Genomic DNA, 15,509 nt, shown 5'->3' on the forward strand with positions numbered 1-15,509 from the left:
AAAAAAGAAAGAACTCCAACCTTAGCTGGAGCTCTTTTCTTCATACTCACTATGTTCAATGACAATATGTTCTTTCCGCTTAAAGAAGGAGAAAACAAGCAGCAGCCGTGTTTTCCATTTTTGCCGCCTTCCAAAATCCTTTCCATATAGATAACGATTCCAACTATAATAAATGGCTTCTTCAATTAAGACAAATAGAAAGAATAATCCGATTAACCTATACCAAATTGACATAACTAGCCCCCTCATTCCCTGTGAAGTCTATATTCGTCCCCCATCAAAGAAGACTTCTTATGTTGTCATTTTCTTCCTATTATTCTATTGATTTAATTTTATCAAATTTTTTCCAGGTTGTGGGCATTTTGGTAACGAATATGTTTTTCATACATTTACATTGTGATCCTTACCACGTTTTCTTTATTTAGGCTCCTTATATTTCAAAGCATGTTCGCTGTCACTATACCCTTTGGTTGTTGGATCTTGAATAATCCCTAACATGGATAACAAGATAAATACCGAATTAACGATTGTTAAAATTGAATCTTGAATGGCATCTGTTAAATGAAAAGAAATAAGTCCCATTGTGTTAAGGCCAGCTAAAACCGTTTCTGCAATAATCATCATTTGTGAGATAAAAGCGATTACCCATTTTCGATTTTTAAAACGTACTTTCCAGTTAATCATTCTTCCCCACCCTTTCTCCTTACCATCTATCCAATATCATATGCTTGTAAGATAAAAAGGTTGTCCACTCTTATCATGGTCAATTATCGAAATATTGGTCTTTTTAATGGATAAACTCTATAATAGAGGAATCGAAAATTCCTATTGAAAGTCAGGAGATAGCATGGAGAAATTACAGCCCATTTGGGGAATGATCGTCCGATTCTGGAAGAAAAGACATCTTACACAAATAATCTTATTAATCATGTTAGTTGTCGTATTAGTAACTATTGCATACTTTGGCTGGCTTGCCTCAAGGGCAAACGTGGAATCATTGAAACAAGGTTTAAGCGAGCCGACCGTAATTTACGATAAAGATGGAGAAGTAGCAAGCAACGTGGCTACCAATCGAACAAAAGGGGTAAACATTTCCGAACTGCCTGAATATGTTCCTAACGCGATTGTCGCCATTGAGGATGAACGTTTCTATCAACATGGCGGTTTTGATGTAAAAGGGATTGCACGCGCCTTTTTCGGAAACCTTTTTGCAGGAAGAGTCACGGGCGGGGGCAGTACGTTAACACAACAGCTGGCCAAAAATGCCCTTTTGTCACCTGAACAAACGTATAAACGAAAAGCGGAAGAATTATTTTTAGCGGTAAAAATTGAAAAAGTTTATTCAAAAAATGAAATCCTGCAAATGTATGTGAATCAGGTTTATTTTGGCAGCGGGGCCTGGGGAATTAGCAATGCCTCCAAAAAATATTTTAATAAGGACATAAAGGATGTAACCATCAGTGAGGCAGCCATGTTAGCCGGATTATTGCAGTCTCCGACCTATCTTAGTCCGTATAATAACTATGATCGAGCAATGGATCGGCGTAACGTTGTCTTAGCGAAGATGAAGGAACTTGGTAAGATAACGGCTGCACAGTACAATACCGCGAAGAATGAAAAAATTCAACTGGACGATGGCGGCGGCAGCTTTGTCGAGCGAAATTATCCTTATTATGTTGATGCGGTATTAAATGAAGCCATTTCTAAATATGGGCTAACTCAAGATGAAATCCTTACAAGAGGATATCGGATTTATACGGAACTGGACCAAAACCTGCAGACAGGCCTTGAGAAGATTTATAGCCGCGATTACTTGTTCCCAAGCAGTATGGGAGGAAAATTGGTTCAAAGCGGCTCCGTTTTAATGGATCCAGCCACAGGTGGTGTCCGTGCTCTTGTCGGAGGCCGCGGTGAACATGTTTTCCGTGGTTTTAACAGGGCCACCCAATTACAAGCACAGCCAGGTTCGTCTATTAAGCCTTTGGCAGTCTATACACCTGCGCTAGAAAACGGCTACTCATATAAATCTGAGCTTGAAGATAAACCGACTACCTTTGGAAATTACAAACCAGAGAATTTTTCAAAAACCTTTCAAGGAAAAGTCGAACTGTACAAAGCCCTCGAGGAATCGTTAAATGTTCCTGCTGTTTGGCTGTTAAATGAGATAGGCTTAAATAAAGGCTTAACTTCATTAAAAAAGTTCGGAATACCGGTTGAAAAAGAAGACGAAAACCTTGCGATTGCCCTTGGCGGTATGAGTAAAGGCGTTTCACCAATGCAAATGGCTAATGCCTTCTCAGCTTTTGCGAATGGCGGCGAGCGGAACGACAGCCATTTAATCACCAAAATTGTCGGGCCAACTGGAAATGTGATTGGAGAACATGAGGTAAAAACAACTAAAGTCACTTCCAAAGCTGTGGCTAATGAGATGACTTCTATGCTGTTGAATGTGGTGGAGACAGGAACCGGGAAAAAAGCCCATATCCAAGGGGTCCAACTGGCTGGAAAAACAGGCTCAACACAGCTGCCATTCAGTGGGGTTAATGGAACGAAGGATCAGTGGATGGTCGGGTATACCCCAAATATAGTCGGGGCGATTTGGATTGGCTACGACCAAACCGACAAGCAGCATTATTTACCAAGTGCCAGCTCTTCAAATGTAGTTCCGATTTTTAAAGAGATGATTCGGGAGTCAATCACCCACCTCCCTGATGAAAGCTTTGAAGTCACCTCTATTAATGACCAGCTTGAAGGTAAGTCGGCTGCTAGTAAGAGTATTAATGATCAAGCGAAGGCAATTGGACAGGAATTGAATGAAAATGCAAAGAAAATCGGCTCAACGCTTAAAGAACATGCCCCTGAGTTGAAAAATGGACTTGAAAAAGCTTTATACAATATTGGAGAAGGGATTAATACGTTGATTGATAAAGCAAAGGATCTTCAGGACTAGCACGCATCTTACTTGCGTGCTCTTTTTTTTGTGTTTGGGGGGGTTTAGTTTTAGTTCGTAAAAAAACTGTTCTCATGACACTTATGAGAACAGTTCCATCAATTTAATTTTTTTCTAGTAGTCCATACTTCCTTTTAAATCTTGTTAAGATCTTTATCCATATCCCTCCAAACACAACTAAAAAGAAGATATTAGAAATGGCATGAAAGGTATCAAAAGCAGCACTGCCGATCATATAAACGATAAATGCTTTCCAGGTTTGCTCGCCGCCCGATTGCATTAGTGCTAGAAAGCCCCATAGATTCATAATCCAGCCAAACAGGTATCCCCAAACAATCCCAAACAAGATCTGCCCCCATTTTTTTTTCATCAGCAAAGTGTTTTTAAACAGACCAGCAGTTAAACCGACTAAACCCCAGGCCACCATTTGCCAGGGTGTCCAGGGTCCCTGGCCTAATATCATATTTGAGGCAAGAGCAGCGACTACACCTATCATAAAGCCACTCTCCGCTCCAAACACATATCCTGACATCATAATTACAAATGTGGTTGGCTGAACACTAGGAAGACTTGCAAAGGGAATTCTTCCTACAGCTGCAATCGAAGCTAAAACCGCTAAAAGCACCAATTCGCGCGGTTCAACCAGTCTTGTTTCGAAACGGTACAGGAATAGAATAATAGCGATAAAGATCACTCCAAAACTGAACCATAAATAAGAATCCTCCCATAAGGAATTCAGCCCTAATAATACAAACATCATGATAAGGAAAAAAACGCTGAATAATACCTTACGTTTGCGCATTATTGGGTAACCTCGTCAAATCTCATCGGGATTCCACGTTCTGACAGCCCTCTAAAAACCCTTTGAATCATCGTTGAATAAAAGAAGTTGCCTTTAAAAAAGGTTTCAGGTATATCTTCAGAAGTAATCTTACCTTGGAACATCATCCCGCATTTAGTTGCATACTGAGCGGCAAATTCAATATCATGTGTGGACATCAAAATTGTGATTCCTGCCGAATGGAGGGATAAGAGTAAACTAGCTAATCTCTCTTTTGAAATAGGGTCCAAACCTTTTGTCGGTTCATCTAATAAAAGAATGTCAGGTTTCCTAATTAATATACAAGCCAATGCAGCCTTTTGGAGTTCTCCGCCGCTTAGATCGTAAGGATGATTTGAAATCAAATGGGAGATGTCTAATGTGTTTAATAATTGTTTTACTTCACTGTCATTGGGTATTCCCCACTGATCAAGCGCAGCTTGCAGCTCCTTTTCTACCGTGTCCTCAAGAAAGAAAAGCTTAGGATTTTGCGGCAAATAGCCGATTTTTTTTGCTGCCTCTTGTTGTTTTAATTTTTTCAATGGTACCTGATCGAGAAATACTTTTCCTTTATCAGGTGTTAACAATCCAGCAATTACCTTAAGCAGCGTCGATTTTCCTGAACCATTTCCGCCCATTAAGGCATAAAACTCGCCTTGCTTTATGCTTAAGTCAAGTTCAACCAGAATCAGATCACGATTCTTGCCGTATTGAAAGGATAGATTTTTTATTTTTATTAGTTCGTCCATTTTCGGAGAGACTGTTTTTGTAGCATGAAAACCAGGCTCAAGCTTCTGTTTTTGTACCCAATCCCTGCCCTCTTTTACTGTTAAAGGAACACTGCCTTCCCCGGCATTTCTCAAAAACAAAGAAGGAATTGTCGGTACATAGGCCTTGTAAGGAGTATTCCAAAGCTTAGGTAGCACCTCTTTAGGTTCCCCGGAAATTTCGATCTGACCTTTATCTATCATGATGATTTGATCAGCCATGGTAAACACTTCTTCGAGCCGGTGTTCCGCCATAATAATCGTCATCCCAAATTCTTCATTCAGCCGTTTAAGCATATCCATAAATTCACGTGTACTAACAGGATCAAGCTGTGCAGTTGGTTCATCCAATAATAAAATAGTGGGCTGCATTAATAATACGGATGCCAGATTCATCTGCTGCTTTTTCCCGCCGGATAGCTCCTCTGATTTTTGTTTTAAAATGGATTCTGCACCAAAATAATGAACCATTTCTGCAACTCGGTTTCTCATCTCATTGATATTAAGCCCGATATTCTCCAATCCAAAAACTAGCTCATGTAAACAATCATCCGCAACAATCTGATTGTCCGGATCTTGAAAAACAAAGCCGACATCCTTGTTTAGTTCCTGCATTTCTCGAATAGACTGTCCATTTATCACTATGTTTCCTGTTAAGGTACCGTGCGGCTGAATTTCTTTTTTTAATAAACGTAATAGTGTACTTTTACCAGATCCAGAAGCGCCAAAGAGAACAACAAATTGCCCTTTGCTAATCGATAAGGACATATTACTGATGGCAGGTTCCGCGCAGTCTGGATAGGTAAATGTAACGTTATTTACTTCAATAAGCGCCATCGGAGCATTCCACCTGCTTCAACTAATATTGGAAAACCTAAAAACATGCTGTAACCAATCAAAACGGCTGTATCCAGTATGGATAAATGCCAGGATTCCATAATTGGGTAAATCGTTAGGACGCCAAAACCCGAAATACGTTCGACGACGATAAAACTAAAAAGAAGTAGTAAATAAATCAACGCGGCGATATCACTTTGTTTTATTTTAAAATATTCGTAAGTGGTCCGCGGCCCCTTCCCATATCCCCTTGCTTTCATGGAATCAGCAGTCTGAATCGCTTCTTCTAAAGAAAAGGTTAATAAGGTTTGTACATAAAGCATACCTGTTTTCATTCTCGCTCCCCATCTGCCTTGGCTGACCGATAATCCTTTACTCTTTTGAACGAGGGATATGTCTTCCAGCCTTCTCCGCATTAACGGAATAAATCGTAGTGTCAGCATGAGAAGCACAGCAAATTGCGGTAAAATCTTCGCGAACAAAAATAATAGTTTGTTTGGAGTCATAATGACATTATAGGATACAAATAAGGCGATAATTCCTATGATTGAGAGTGCATTCATTCCACCATAGACAACCGCCTCCAATGTGAAACGATGATCGTTCAACTCGAACAACAAGTGGCGGCCCCTTTCATTAAACAACGGATTCATGATGACCATGAGAAGAAAGGTGGTGAGCATAAAGACAGACCATCGCCGAATACCTTGCAGGCGATCATGAAGTATATTTATCATCAAAACTAACAAAGAGCTGATGAATAAAAAGATAGGATGCAGCATTAGAATCAATAATGCTGCAGCCCCAGCATAAAAAAGAAAGGAAACGAGCGGATGAAAGCGGTCAAACCGTGTTCTCATCGCTTGTTCCCCCAAAGCTTATTTTGTATAGTAACATTCAATCCGATCACCAGCTTTTACTTTTATGGCACCAACACTTTTGTTGATACTGACACCATTCAGCTTAAAGACCCAGCCGCTTTTTGCCCCATAGTCAAATTCATAGATATTGTCGATACCTTCGATATATGCAGTCGCACCACTGCCTGTTGAGTCCACCACAATTCCCTTTTCTTTAGCTCCTTGTTTAACCACGTCAAATATAGTATATCCAGTATTTATTTTTACTTTATAAGACGAAAGTATGGTTCCTTCTGGACCCACAATCGATAAGGTTGCAGTCGACACTGGCTTTGGTGCTGGTGCAGCTGGCTTAGGAGCAGTTGCCGTTGTGTTAGCGGCAGTGCTAGTTGTGGTTTTTTGGGTTGTATTTGTCGTTTTATTTGATGTTGTATTTGTTGTTGTCTTCGCCGGAGTACTAGTAGTTTTACTTGATGGCGTCGCTGCAGGTTTTGTTGCAGACGTTGTTGTTTTATTGTTATTAGTTGTTGTTTGAGAATCTGTTGTTTTAGTCGTAGAAGCCACGCTTTCCTTTGGCGCTGCTGGACTCTCTTCACTTACAGTTTTCTTTTCAGCAGGCTCTTCAGCCGTTTTTTCTGTAGATGCAGAAGTGTTTTTCGATGGTTCTTCTGCAGTCTGTTGTTTTGGAGTTTGCTCCGTTTTATTGTCTGCTTTTGCTGTAACTTCTACCGTCTTTGTTTCTTTATTTGTATCCTGCTTGCTCTCGTCTGTTGAACCGCAGCCGGCTAAACTCAAGATTACTAATAAGATGGAAAGAAGAAATGTATATTTAAATCCCTTATTCATGTCGTTTCCCCCAATCAATCCCCTCTTGGAAACCAAGAGGGGATTAAAAGTTTTTTAAGCATTAGATTTTCTTTGTCTAAAGAAAAAGTATCCGCCTGCGATCATAAGCAATATTCCTAAAGCCAAAAGGTTATACATATTCGTGGCTGTATTTGGAAGTGCATGGCCGGTCTGGTTGTTTGTGTCTTTTTGTACCACAGTCGACGATATCTGTTCCGCCTTAGGAGTGTCGTTTACAGGCGTGTTGTTTACAGGTTTGTCAACGACTGGCTCATTTGCAAGGTTGAAATGGTATAAAGAGCCTTTACCCTCTAAAAGAAGCTTGTAGGCAACCAATGCCTGAAAACCTTGTGCAGTTGAAAAAGTGTCACTTACATCTCCACCTTGCCAGTCAAAACCACCATCTTTATTTTGGAAAGTTAGTAAGAACTGAACAAGACCACTATTTTCTTTTGAAAAATCATCACTGTTCGCATCGATTCCTACAGCGGATAAGGCAATGATTACTTGAGCTGCTGTGGAACTATTGTCAATTTTTGATGCTTGATATTGACTTGATAGGTAGCTGACCGCTGCCTCCACACTTTTTTGTACTGCAGCCTGATCTTTAAATGGTGCCAAAGCTGTTACTATCATACCTGTTGTATCGATATCACTTGTTGAGCTTTCGTCCCAAGCCCAGCCGCCATCACTATTCTGTCTTTCTGTTAGATAGGTAATCAGTTTTTCTTTCGTCCATTGAGCAGAACTTGGAATATTGAAGTTGGCACTTTCAAGAGCAATAAGCGCATAGGCAACTCCATTTAAACCTTGTTTTGTCACTTTTCCATTATAAATAGATTTGATTAAATCATAACCCTCTACATTAGTTGGATTACCACCCGCAGCTAGTATTCCAAGGGCATACCGTTCAGTATCAGTAATTTTTGAAAAATTGCCTTGTTTTTCTTTTATGATTGCTTTGATATCATTAAGATAATTAGATGGAATTTCTTTGCCTGCCTGCTTTAAAGCAATCACTTGCCAATCACCGATTTCGTTCTTAAGTACATAGTCACTTGAGGAATTGACAGCTGCCTTAAGATCTTCTGAAGAGATGGTTTCTACCGTTGGTGTTGTTGGTTCCGTTGGTGTTGTTGGTTGAGCCGGCGTTGTTGGCTCCGTTTCCCCATCGCCCTCTCCAGGAGCTGGTGCATAGGATTCAAGTTGAAAATTGATTTGGTTTCCATTCTTTAGCTGGTAGCTCTCAGCTCCAACTGAAGCCATCGTTCCATCCACATAAAAGGCCCAGTAGTTTGTTCCTTCTGCTTTAATCCCTTTAATAGAGGTAATCATTTTTCCATACTGTGTTTCCTCGAATCCAACTTGATCGGTTCCTAAGGCAGCTTGTAAAAGCTGAAAGGCATTAGGTGTACCAATCACTTCAACGGATGAAAGATCGGCCACTACATTCTTTTTATCATCGATAACTTTTAAAGAAACGGCAGATTGTACTGGTTTTGTATAATCTGTTAATCGGAATGTAAGTTTATCTCCATTTTGAACCACATATGAATCGGGTCCAACCTGTGCTGCAATTCCATTTATAAAAAAGGCCCAAAATTGATTTTCCCCTGGCTTAACCCCATTAATACCGGTAAGCATCGGTCCATAACTAGTATCTGTAAATTCAATCTTGTCTTCACCGACAGCATCCTTTAAAGCCTCGGTTGCTGTTTCTTTCTCCCCATATTGAAGTGTCTTTTCCTGGACTATTGGGGCGGAGTCAAGACCTAGTACCGATAATGTGCCTTGTTTTACCTCAGCAGCTTGTACCGGTGTTTGCAGGCCATTTGTTAACACCATGAAGACCAGCAGTAAAGCCATCCAAGGATTCTTTCTTTTTAACATTCTCTTCGCATTCCTTTCATCTGAAAATTGACATAAAAAAATCCCCCTTTAAAGGAGGAGGAGTGTTATGTACATTAAATTAGAACGGTAGACGTTACTAATTTAACACTCTCCTATCCGCGTAGGCTGTTGTGCTTTAAAACAGGCAGGTTTCCTGGCTCATGATCATTGCTCCCTATGTCTTCCCATCTTTCGACAGTGACGTCTATAGGCTGCTCCCATTTACAGTGGCGGGACCGCGTTGGCTTCTACCAACTTCCCTATTAAGCTTATAGTCTAGTAAAGACTAAAGCACCTGTTTACCGTGCTATTTTTTTATGATAGGTCCATTATATAGATAAGAGGATTACTTTGTATATACCTAATTTAAAATCAATCATATACCAGAATAAAAACAGGCGTTGTAATACAGCCTGTCTTATTCTGATTTAGAATGGTTGAATTCTTAACTAAACTAACTGGCAATTATTGTTCAATATTTCTGCATAAGTTTGCCATTTCAATCGCAGTTGCTGCTGAATCCCAGCCCTTATTCCCCGCTTTTGTACCTGCACGTTCAATTGCCTGCTCGATAGAATCCGTTGTTAATACTCCAAAAATGACTGGAATGCCGCTTGCTAAGGCAGTGGCATTCACTCCTTTAGCCGCTTCGTTACAAACATAATCAAAGTGTGGTGTGGCCCCGCGAATGACAGTTCCTAATGTGATGACCGCATCATATTTTTTACTGAACGCCATCTTTTGAGCAATTAAAGGAAGTTCAAATGCACCTGGCACCCATGCAACATCCACGTCGGTTTCACCTACACCATGTCGTTTTAACGAATCAAGTGCACCGTCTAATAATTTACCAGTAATAAACTCATTAAACCTTCCAACGACAATCCCAATTTTTAAACCAGTACCTACTAAATTTCCTTCAAAAATATTTGTCATGTTGATTCCTCCAGTGTTTTAATCTGCCTTCGTTTTTAAAGGACTTTCTATTTTGTTTATATAATCAATCAAAGCTTTGATTGTAATCAATTTTAGGTTCAATTTATTGGCTATGTCTCGAAGCTGTGGAACACGGGCCATAGTGCCATCTTCATTCATGATTTCACAAATAACCCCAGCTGGTTTCGCTCCGCATAATTTGGCAAGGTCAACGGCAGCTTCTGTGTGACCATTTCTCTGCAATACGCCGCCCTTTTTTGCGATAAGCGGAAACATATGACCAGGGCGTTTAAAATCTTCTGGCTTTGCATCTGGGTCCAGTAAACTTAACACGGTAGCCGACCGTTCAAAAGCAGAGATCCCTGTAGTCGTAAATTTATGGTCAACACTTACGGTAAAAGCCGTACCATGATAATCCGTGTTGTGCTCAACCATTGGCTTTAAATCAAGTTTTTCTGCTAATTCTTCCTCAATCGGAACACAGATAAGCCCTTTTCCATGTGTAGCCATTAAATTAATGACATCGGGTGTAGTTTTTTCAGCCAGCGCGATGAAATCACCTTCATTTTCTCTGTCTTCATCATCACAAGCGATGACAACCTTACCGTTTTTTAAATCTGCAAGAGCTTCTTCAATTGGATCAAACATATAATCACTCCTATTCCATTCGTCTATTTGCCTAATAAAAACCGTTGTCTTCTAAAAAGCTTTGGGTAATCCCTGAATTTTTCTTTTGTTGTGGTTCATTGCCAAGGTTTTTTATAAAATGACTGACATATTTACCAATCATATCGCATTCCAAATTTACAATATCACCTGAGCCCTTTAAGCCAATTACTGTTTCAGATAAAGTGTGAGGAATTAGTGATAATGTAAAGCTAGTCTCGGAAACCTCAAAAACGGTTAAACTTGTCCCGTCTACTGCCACCGAACCCCTTACAATGATATACCTTAATAACTCGGGATCTGCTGCGATTTCATAATAGACAGCATTTTCAAACGCTTGTTTTCTTGTAATTGTCCCTGTTCCATCAATATGACCAGAAACAAAGTGGCCGCCAAATCGTCCCCCTGCTGCCATTGCCCGTTCCAAATTAACCTTTGAACCAGTTTGGACGTTATTTAAACTGGTTGCTTTAACTGTTTCTGGCATCACATCGACTGAAAACTGCTTTCCTGAAAAAGAAGTAACCGTCAGGCAGACCCCATTAACAGCGATACTATCACCAAGTTGTACATCTTGTAGTATTTTTTCGGCCTCAATCGTTAATACATACGAATTAGCAGTCCGCTGTATCTTCGCTACTTTACCTATCTCTTCGATGATTCCGGTAAACATAATCCTTCTTCTCCTTCATTTGGTTAAGGCATTCCTTGTTTCTCTTAGTTTCTTCAATAAAATAAAAAAGACCCTAAAGAAACAGAATTCTTCAGGGTCTTTAAAAATGACAATAGGAAATAGAGGTTAGAAATGGGCATACTTCATCCCTTCTCAAAACCTGCATTTTTTTCCTTCTCCCATCCAGACTTTAACTGTCGGCCCTGGAGTTTCACCAGATCCACCGTTTAACCATTACGGTTAACCGGGTCACGGACTAAGAAGCTAAAGCTTCATCACCGCCGGTTAGGAATTTCACCTGACCCCGAAGGAAATATTTAGATTGTTTATTATGTTATTATACTTAATCCGAATAGTAAAGGGAAATGCTCCAATGTTTCTTCAAAAGTTAACCGCTTCATATATTCATTCAAACAGATAATTTAATAATCGTGCCTGCAAATAGTCTGTTGATTTCCGTTCCAGGCGGCTTCGCTTTCCGCGGGCGTGCCGGAGAGCCTCCTCGGCGTTTAATCGCCTGCGGGGTCTCCCCTGCCCCGTACTCCCGCAGGAGTCTTCGCAGCCTTCCACTCCAATCAACAGGGGGTAAATCACCTAAGTTTTGCTACACACTTATTTGAACTTTGCCAAGCATAAAAAAAGAGGCTGTCGAGGATTTTTCGACAGCCTGATAGGAGTTAAAGCTTCTTCTTGATTACTTTTTATATGACCTAACCGGTACATAAATATCAAAATGCAAATCTCCTGACACATTTTTCTCTTTATGCTCTTCTTTGAAGACTTCTAACCCTAAAGCTTGATGGTCTTGTTCGTAACCGTATTCTTCCATCCATTTAAGCAGCTCAACATATGTATTTTCAACATCCTCTAGCCTGCCCTTATGCGTAGTAAATACATAGTTTTTCTTCGGAATCGTAAAACCTACCATTCCCTCTGGAACATTTTCAATTTTTTGAACAGGTTTTGTCACATAAACAGTCAACTCGGTTTCCCTGCTATGAAATGGGGAAATCACAACGGGTTCATTTGTCACGCAGGCAACCTCCCCGAGCCTTTCTTCCATTTTGTTAAAAAGCCTTGGGATTGTCTTTATTTCGGAATAGGTTCCAGACCACGGCAATCCAACTACTTTGATTTCATCTTTTTCAATGACTTTTATACTCATTTTTAGCCCCCCTTTTAGTTCCATCCTATTCCTATAATTCGTAGAATATCCTAAAATTCCTGCATAAAAAATTCGACGCTATCCAAAAATTAGTGATTAATACTTTATTAATATAACGGTAGTCTTAATTCGTTTCGGCTAAGGTTGTTTGCTCGACTATTTCTCCATTCAGAATGGTCAATCCCCCGTATGATAAACCCTGGAGTTCCTTCCAAATTACACTTTTTTCTTGTTCACTTTGGCTGACAATTTGATCCTGAGAGATTAGAAAGGGAACAAACGTCATCTTAATATGATTCTCATCCAAATCAAGATGAAGAATTCCCGTTTGAGCAGCATTCCCTTTAATATAGTCAGGAAATAAGAAGTTTCCTAACGAATAGGCTATCGGTTTATTTTTGTAGTACTCAAAACCTTGTAAAACATGGGGATGGCTGCCAATTACGCCGTCCGCGCCTGCATCAATGATTCCCCTAGCCCACTCCCTCTGAAATGGCTCAGGGGTACGGTTCTTCTCTACTCCCCAATGGATAAACACAAATAAAAAGTCAGCGTCTGCCTTTTCGATTTGAATTGTTTTTTCAATCAGATTCAGATCATATCCATTGGCCAGGCCGGGTTTTGAATCCGTGGCAACCCAGGAGTAGTCAGGGAGGACCTTGGAGAAAGCTAGTATTTTTACTGTTTTACCATTTAAGGAATAAGTTCCAGCCTTATATGCCTCCTCGCGATTGTGCCCGCCTCCAACATAATCTAATTGATACTGATGTAAATTTGCTAATGTATCCGTAAAACCCGTTTGCCCATAGTCTAACGAATGATTATTTGCAAGGCTGACTAGCTGAAATCCTGCATTCTTCAAACCAGTCAATGCGATTGGATCGGAGCGAAAAGTATATTGTTTTCCTTGTTTCGTTCCGCCTGATGTAATGGAAGTTTCCAAATTCACCACGCTAAGGTCACTTGATTGCAGTTCCTCTTTAATTTGTACAAATGGATAATCTGGCCCCTTTTGTTTAATCGTTTCTTTAACCGACCAATCCATCATGGCATCACCGGCAAAAGATAGACGAATTGGTTTCTCATTCGTTGAAGAACTGGTCTGATTAGGCAGATTAAAGAGAGTTCCTGAAAGCTTTTTTTGGATGGTTACAGCTTGCGAATAAAACGTGGAAATTGGTTTTCTCACAGAGTCCTTAAAAAATCTCCCAAAAATTTTCTTCCCATAAAAGTCAAAATAAAAGGAAGAAGTATCAATAGATGATTGCTCATTCGTCCTATATAAGTTAGTTTGTTGAGTGTATTCTTGCGCTTGAACCGGCAGAGTGATACCTCCAAACAAAACTAAAAATAATATTAATACAAACGTTTTTTTTACCATTTCAGAAATTCCTCCTATCTATTAGATAGTTTAATAAGAGGAACACAAAAACGCTGTCGAAATATGTAGAAAAACATAAAAAATAGGCTGTTCCATAATAGAACAGCCATCAGCCTTTTACTTCACTTCTTGCGGAATGGCCAAACCTAAACCTTTAGCCACTCTTTCACCGTATTCAGGGTCAGCTTTATAAAAATGCTCGATTTGACGTAATTTAATGTCTTCTCTCTCTACCGGTTTCATCGCAACTACAATCGTTTCAACTAGACGTGTACGCTCTTCTTCAGACATTATGCGATAGAGATCCCCGGCTTGTGTGTAATGGTCATTATGATCATAGGCAACTTGTGCTGCTGCACCAGTTACTTCAAATGGTGTCTGCCTATGTTCTGGTACTTCCTTTGGACCGCCATAACTATTAGGTTCATAGTAAACAGAGCCGCCGCCATTATTGTCAAAGCGCATCGCACCATCACGTTGATAGTTATTTACTTCTGCCTTCGGACGATTGATTGGCAATAAGTTATGGTTAGGACCCACACGGTAGCGGTGAGCATCGGAGTAGGCAAAGATCCGGCCTTGCAGCATCTTATCAGGGGATGCTTCTACTCCAGGTACCAAAGTGCCAGGTGAGAAGGTTGCTTGTTCAACCTCTGCAAAATAGTTTTCCGGGTTCCGGTTAAGAACCATTCGACCCACTTCAATTAAAGGATAATCTTTATGAGACCAAATTTTTGTGACATCAAACGGGTCAAAGCGATAGGTATTTGCATCCTCAAAAGGCATAATTTGGACATGCAGTCTCCAAGCCGGGAAATCTCCATTTTCAATCGCATTAAATAAATCCTCTGTATGGTAATCAGGGTTTTCACCAGCTAATTTAGCCGCAACATCAGCAGACATATTTTTTACACCTTGCTCACTGTTAAAGTGATATTTTACCCATACAGCTTCTCCGTCCTCATTTACCCATTTAAAGGTATGACTGCCGTAACCGTTCATATGCCTTAGTGTAGCCGGCAGACCTCGGTCCCCCATTAAATAGGTTACCTGGTGTAAGGATTCAGGGGATAGTGACCAGAAATCCCATACCGCATTTGGATTTTTCAAATGAGTTTTAGGATCTCTTTTTTGTGTATGGATAAAGTCAGGAAACTTAATCGCGTCACGAATAAAGAATATAGGAGTATTGTTCCCTACCAAGTCATAGTTGCCTTCTTCAGTATAAAACTTAACCGCAAAGCCACGCGGGTCACGAACCGTATCGGCTGAACCCAATTCGCCGGCAACAGTTGAAAAACGAATAAACATTGGTGTGCGTTGTCCAACTCCATTAAACAATTTTGCTTTTGTATATTTAGACATATCATTTGTGACTTCAAAAAACCCATGTGCTCCAGCGCCCTTAGCATGAACAACACGCTCAGGAACTCTTTCTCGGTTAAAATGAGTTAATTTATCTAGTAAGTGTACATCCTGTATTAAAGTTGGTCCACGTGAACCCGCCGTCATTGAATTTTGGTTATCACCTACAGGCGCGCCTGTTCCAGTTGTTAAATGTTTGTTGTATGTGTTACTCATTTAAACACCTCTTAATCTATTTTTTCTATAACTAGATTATAATATAAATTTAATAAAAATCAATATTAAATTAAAATTATTATAAATTAATATAAATTACAATAGATACTAATATGGAGGGACAGACAAAAAAAAAA

The 15,509-nt window shown here is 39.9% G+C and carries 13 protein-coding genes, 1 pseudogene and 2 riboswitches; of the genes and pseudogenes, 1 reads left to right on the forward strand and 13 read right to left on the reverse strand.

Annotated elements, in window-relative coordinates; translation table 11 throughout:
- Positions 1 to 21: 21 nt before the first annotated feature.
- Positions 22 to 234: a hypothetical protein gene (locus GXK58_RS01015; RefSeq protein ID WP_160718998.1), complete on the reverse strand. Its 213-nt coding sequence runs from the start codon at positions 232 to 234 to the stop codon at positions 22 to 24.
- Between the two features lie 183 nt (positions 235 to 417).
- Positions 418 to 684, reverse strand: a complete 267-nt coding sequence (locus GXK58_RS01020) for a phage holin (RefSeq protein WP_160719000.1) — start codon at positions 682 to 684, stop codon at positions 418 to 420.
- Between the two features lie 163 nt (positions 685 to 847).
- Between GXK58_RS01020 and GXK58_RS01025 the strand changes: the two genes are divergently transcribed.
- Entirely contained in the window at positions 848 to 2,950 is a 2,103-nt protein-coding gene (locus GXK58_RS01025) for a transglycosylase domain-containing protein (RefSeq protein WP_160719002.1), read from the forward strand.
- 103 nt (positions 2,951 to 3,053) lie between these two features.
- On the opposite strand, the gene GXK58_RS01030 is transcribed toward GXK58_RS01025, so the two are convergent.
- The 11 genes and pseudogenes from GXK58_RS01030 to katA all read right to left on the reverse strand — a co-directional run bounded on the left by GXK58_RS01030 (position 3,054) and on the right by katA (position 15,372).
- Complete coding sequence (locus tag GXK58_RS01030) at positions 3,054 to 3,752, reverse strand: ECF transporter S component (RefSeq protein ID WP_160719004.1); 699 nt, start codon at positions 3,750 to 3,752, stop codon at positions 3,054 to 3,056.
- The gene (locus tag GXK58_RS01035) at positions 3,752 to 5,374 is read right to left on the reverse strand and encodes an ABC transporter ATP-binding protein (RefSeq protein WP_160719006.1); all 1,623 of its coding nucleotides are present in this window, start codon (positions 5,372 to 5,374) and stop codon (positions 3,752 to 3,754) included. Before GXK58_RS01035 ends, GXK58_RS01030 begins: the two co-directional genes overlap by 1 nt.
- On the reverse strand, positions 5,356 to 6,234 hold the full coding sequence (locus GXK58_RS01040) for an energy-coupling factor transporter transmembrane component T (protein WP_160719036.1): 879 nt from the start codon (positions 6,232 to 6,234) through the stop codon (positions 5,356 to 5,358). The genes GXK58_RS01035 and GXK58_RS01040 overlap by 19 nt, the downstream gene beginning before the upstream one ends.
- An 18-nt stretch (positions 6,235 to 6,252) precedes the next feature.
- Complete coding sequence (locus GXK58_RS01045; protein WP_160719038.1) at positions 6,253 to 7,080, reverse strand: DUF4430 domain-containing protein; 828 nt, start codon at positions 7,078 to 7,080, stop codon at positions 6,253 to 6,255.
- Positions 7,081 to 7,134: 54 nt separating this feature from the next.
- Positions 7,135 to 8,970, reverse strand: a complete 1,836-nt coding sequence (locus tag GXK58_RS01050; RefSeq protein ID WP_160719040.1) for a DUF4430 domain-containing protein — start codon at positions 8,968 to 8,970, stop codon at positions 7,135 to 7,137.
- Between the two features lie 127 nt (positions 8,971 to 9,097).
- Positions 9,098 to 9,284, reverse strand: a riboswitch (cobalamin riboswitch).
- Positions 9,285 to 9,435: 151 nt separating this feature from the next.
- Positions 9,436 to 9,906, reverse strand: coding sequence for a 6,7-dimethyl-8-ribityllumazine synthase (ribH, locus tag GXK58_RS01055; RefSeq protein ID WP_160719042.1), 471 nt, complete (start codon positions 9,904 to 9,906; stop codon positions 9,436 to 9,438).
- 21 nt (positions 9,907 to 9,927) lie between these two features.
- Positions 9,928 to 10,554 (reverse strand): annotated as a pseudogene (ribB, locus tag GXK58_RS01060) (3,4-dihydroxy-2-butanone-4-phosphate synthase); the annotation flags it as partial.
- 31 nt (positions 10,555 to 10,585) lie between these two features.
- On the reverse strand, positions 10,586 to 11,245 hold the full coding sequence (ribE, locus tag GXK58_RS01065; RefSeq protein ID WP_160719046.1) for a riboflavin synthase: 660 nt from the start codon (positions 11,243 to 11,245) through the stop codon (positions 10,586 to 10,588).
- A gap of 167 nt (positions 11,246 to 11,412) precedes the next feature.
- A riboswitch (FMN riboswitch) is annotated at positions 11,413 to 11,561 on the reverse strand.
- A gap of 378 nt (positions 11,562 to 11,939) precedes the next feature.
- Positions 11,940 to 12,410: a GyrI-like domain-containing protein gene (locus tag GXK58_RS01070; RefSeq protein WP_160719048.1), complete on the reverse strand. Its 471-nt coding sequence runs from the start codon at positions 12,408 to 12,410 to the stop codon at positions 11,940 to 11,942.
- Positions 12,411 to 12,534: 124 nt separating this feature from the next.
- Positions 12,535 to 13,791 carry a CapA family protein gene (locus GXK58_RS01075; protein WP_160719050.1) on the reverse strand — a complete coding sequence of 419 codons (1,257 nt, stop codon included), beginning with the start codon at positions 13,789 to 13,791 and terminating at the stop codon, positions 12,535 to 12,537.
- Positions 13,792 to 13,908: 117 nt separating this feature from the next.
- Positions 13,909 to 15,372 (reverse strand): catalase KatA, encoded by a 1,464-nt coding sequence (gene katA / locus GXK58_RS01080; protein ID WP_160719052.1) that lies wholly within the window; start codon positions 15,370 to 15,372, stop codon positions 13,909 to 13,911.
- Positions 15,373 to 15,509: the final 137 nt, after the last annotated feature.

Source organism: Bacillus sp. USDA818B3_A, from assembly GCF_009928415.1.
Taxonomy (GTDB): Bacteria; Bacillota; Bacilli; order Bacillales; family Cytobacillaceae; genus Neobacillus.

Excerpts from the sequence above, each read along its gene's own strand:
- GXK58_RS01045 (WP_160719038.1), bottom strand. The coding sequence starts at position 7,080 with ATGAATAAGGGATTTAAATATACATTTCTTCTTTCCATCTTATTAGTA.
- GXK58_RS01035 (WP_160719006.1), bottom strand. The coding sequence starts at position 5,374 with ATGGCGCTTATTGAAGTAAATAACGTTACATTTACCTATCCAGACTGC.
- GXK58_RS01070 (WP_160719048.1), bottom strand. The coding sequence starts at position 12,410 with ATGAGTATAAAAGTCATTGAAAAAGATGAAATCAAAGTAGTTGGATTG.
- GXK58_RS01040 (WP_160719036.1), bottom strand. The coding sequence starts at position 6,234 with ATGAGAACACGGTTTGACCGCTTTCATCCGCTCGTTTCCTTTCTTTTT.
- ribE (WP_160719046.1), bottom strand. The coding sequence starts at position 11,245 with ATGTTTACCGGAATCATCGAAGAGATAGGTAAAGTAGCGAAGATACAG.
- GXK58_RS01015 (WP_160718998.1), bottom strand. The coding sequence starts at position 234 with ATGTCAATTTGGTATAGGTTAATCGGATTATTCTTTCTATTTGTCTTA.
- GXK58_RS01030 (WP_160719004.1), bottom strand. The coding sequence starts at position 3,752 with ATGCGCAAACGTAAGGTATTATTCAGCGTTTTTTTCCTTATCATGATG.
- GXK58_RS01050 (WP_160719040.1), bottom strand. The coding sequence starts at position 8,970 with ATGTTAAAAAGAAAGAATCCTTGGATGGCTTTACTGCTGGTCTTCATG.
- katA (WP_160719052.1), bottom strand. The coding sequence starts at position 15,372 with ATGAGTAACACATACAACAAACATTTAACAACTGGAACAGGCGCGCCT.
- GXK58_RS01020 (WP_160719000.1), bottom strand. The coding sequence starts at position 684 with ATGATTAACTGGAAAGTACGTTTTAAAAATCGAAAATGGGTAATCGCT.
- ribH (WP_160719042.1), bottom strand. The coding sequence starts at position 9,906 with ATGACAAATATTTTTGAAGGAAATTTAGTAGGTACTGGTTTAAAAATT.
- GXK58_RS01075 (WP_160719050.1), bottom strand. The coding sequence starts at position 13,791 with ATGGTAAAAAAAACGTTTGTATTAATATTATTTTTAGTTTTGTTTGGA.
- GXK58_RS01025 (WP_160719002.1), top strand. The coding sequence starts at position 848 with ATGGAGAAATTACAGCCCATTTGGGGAATGATCGTCCGATTCTGGAAG.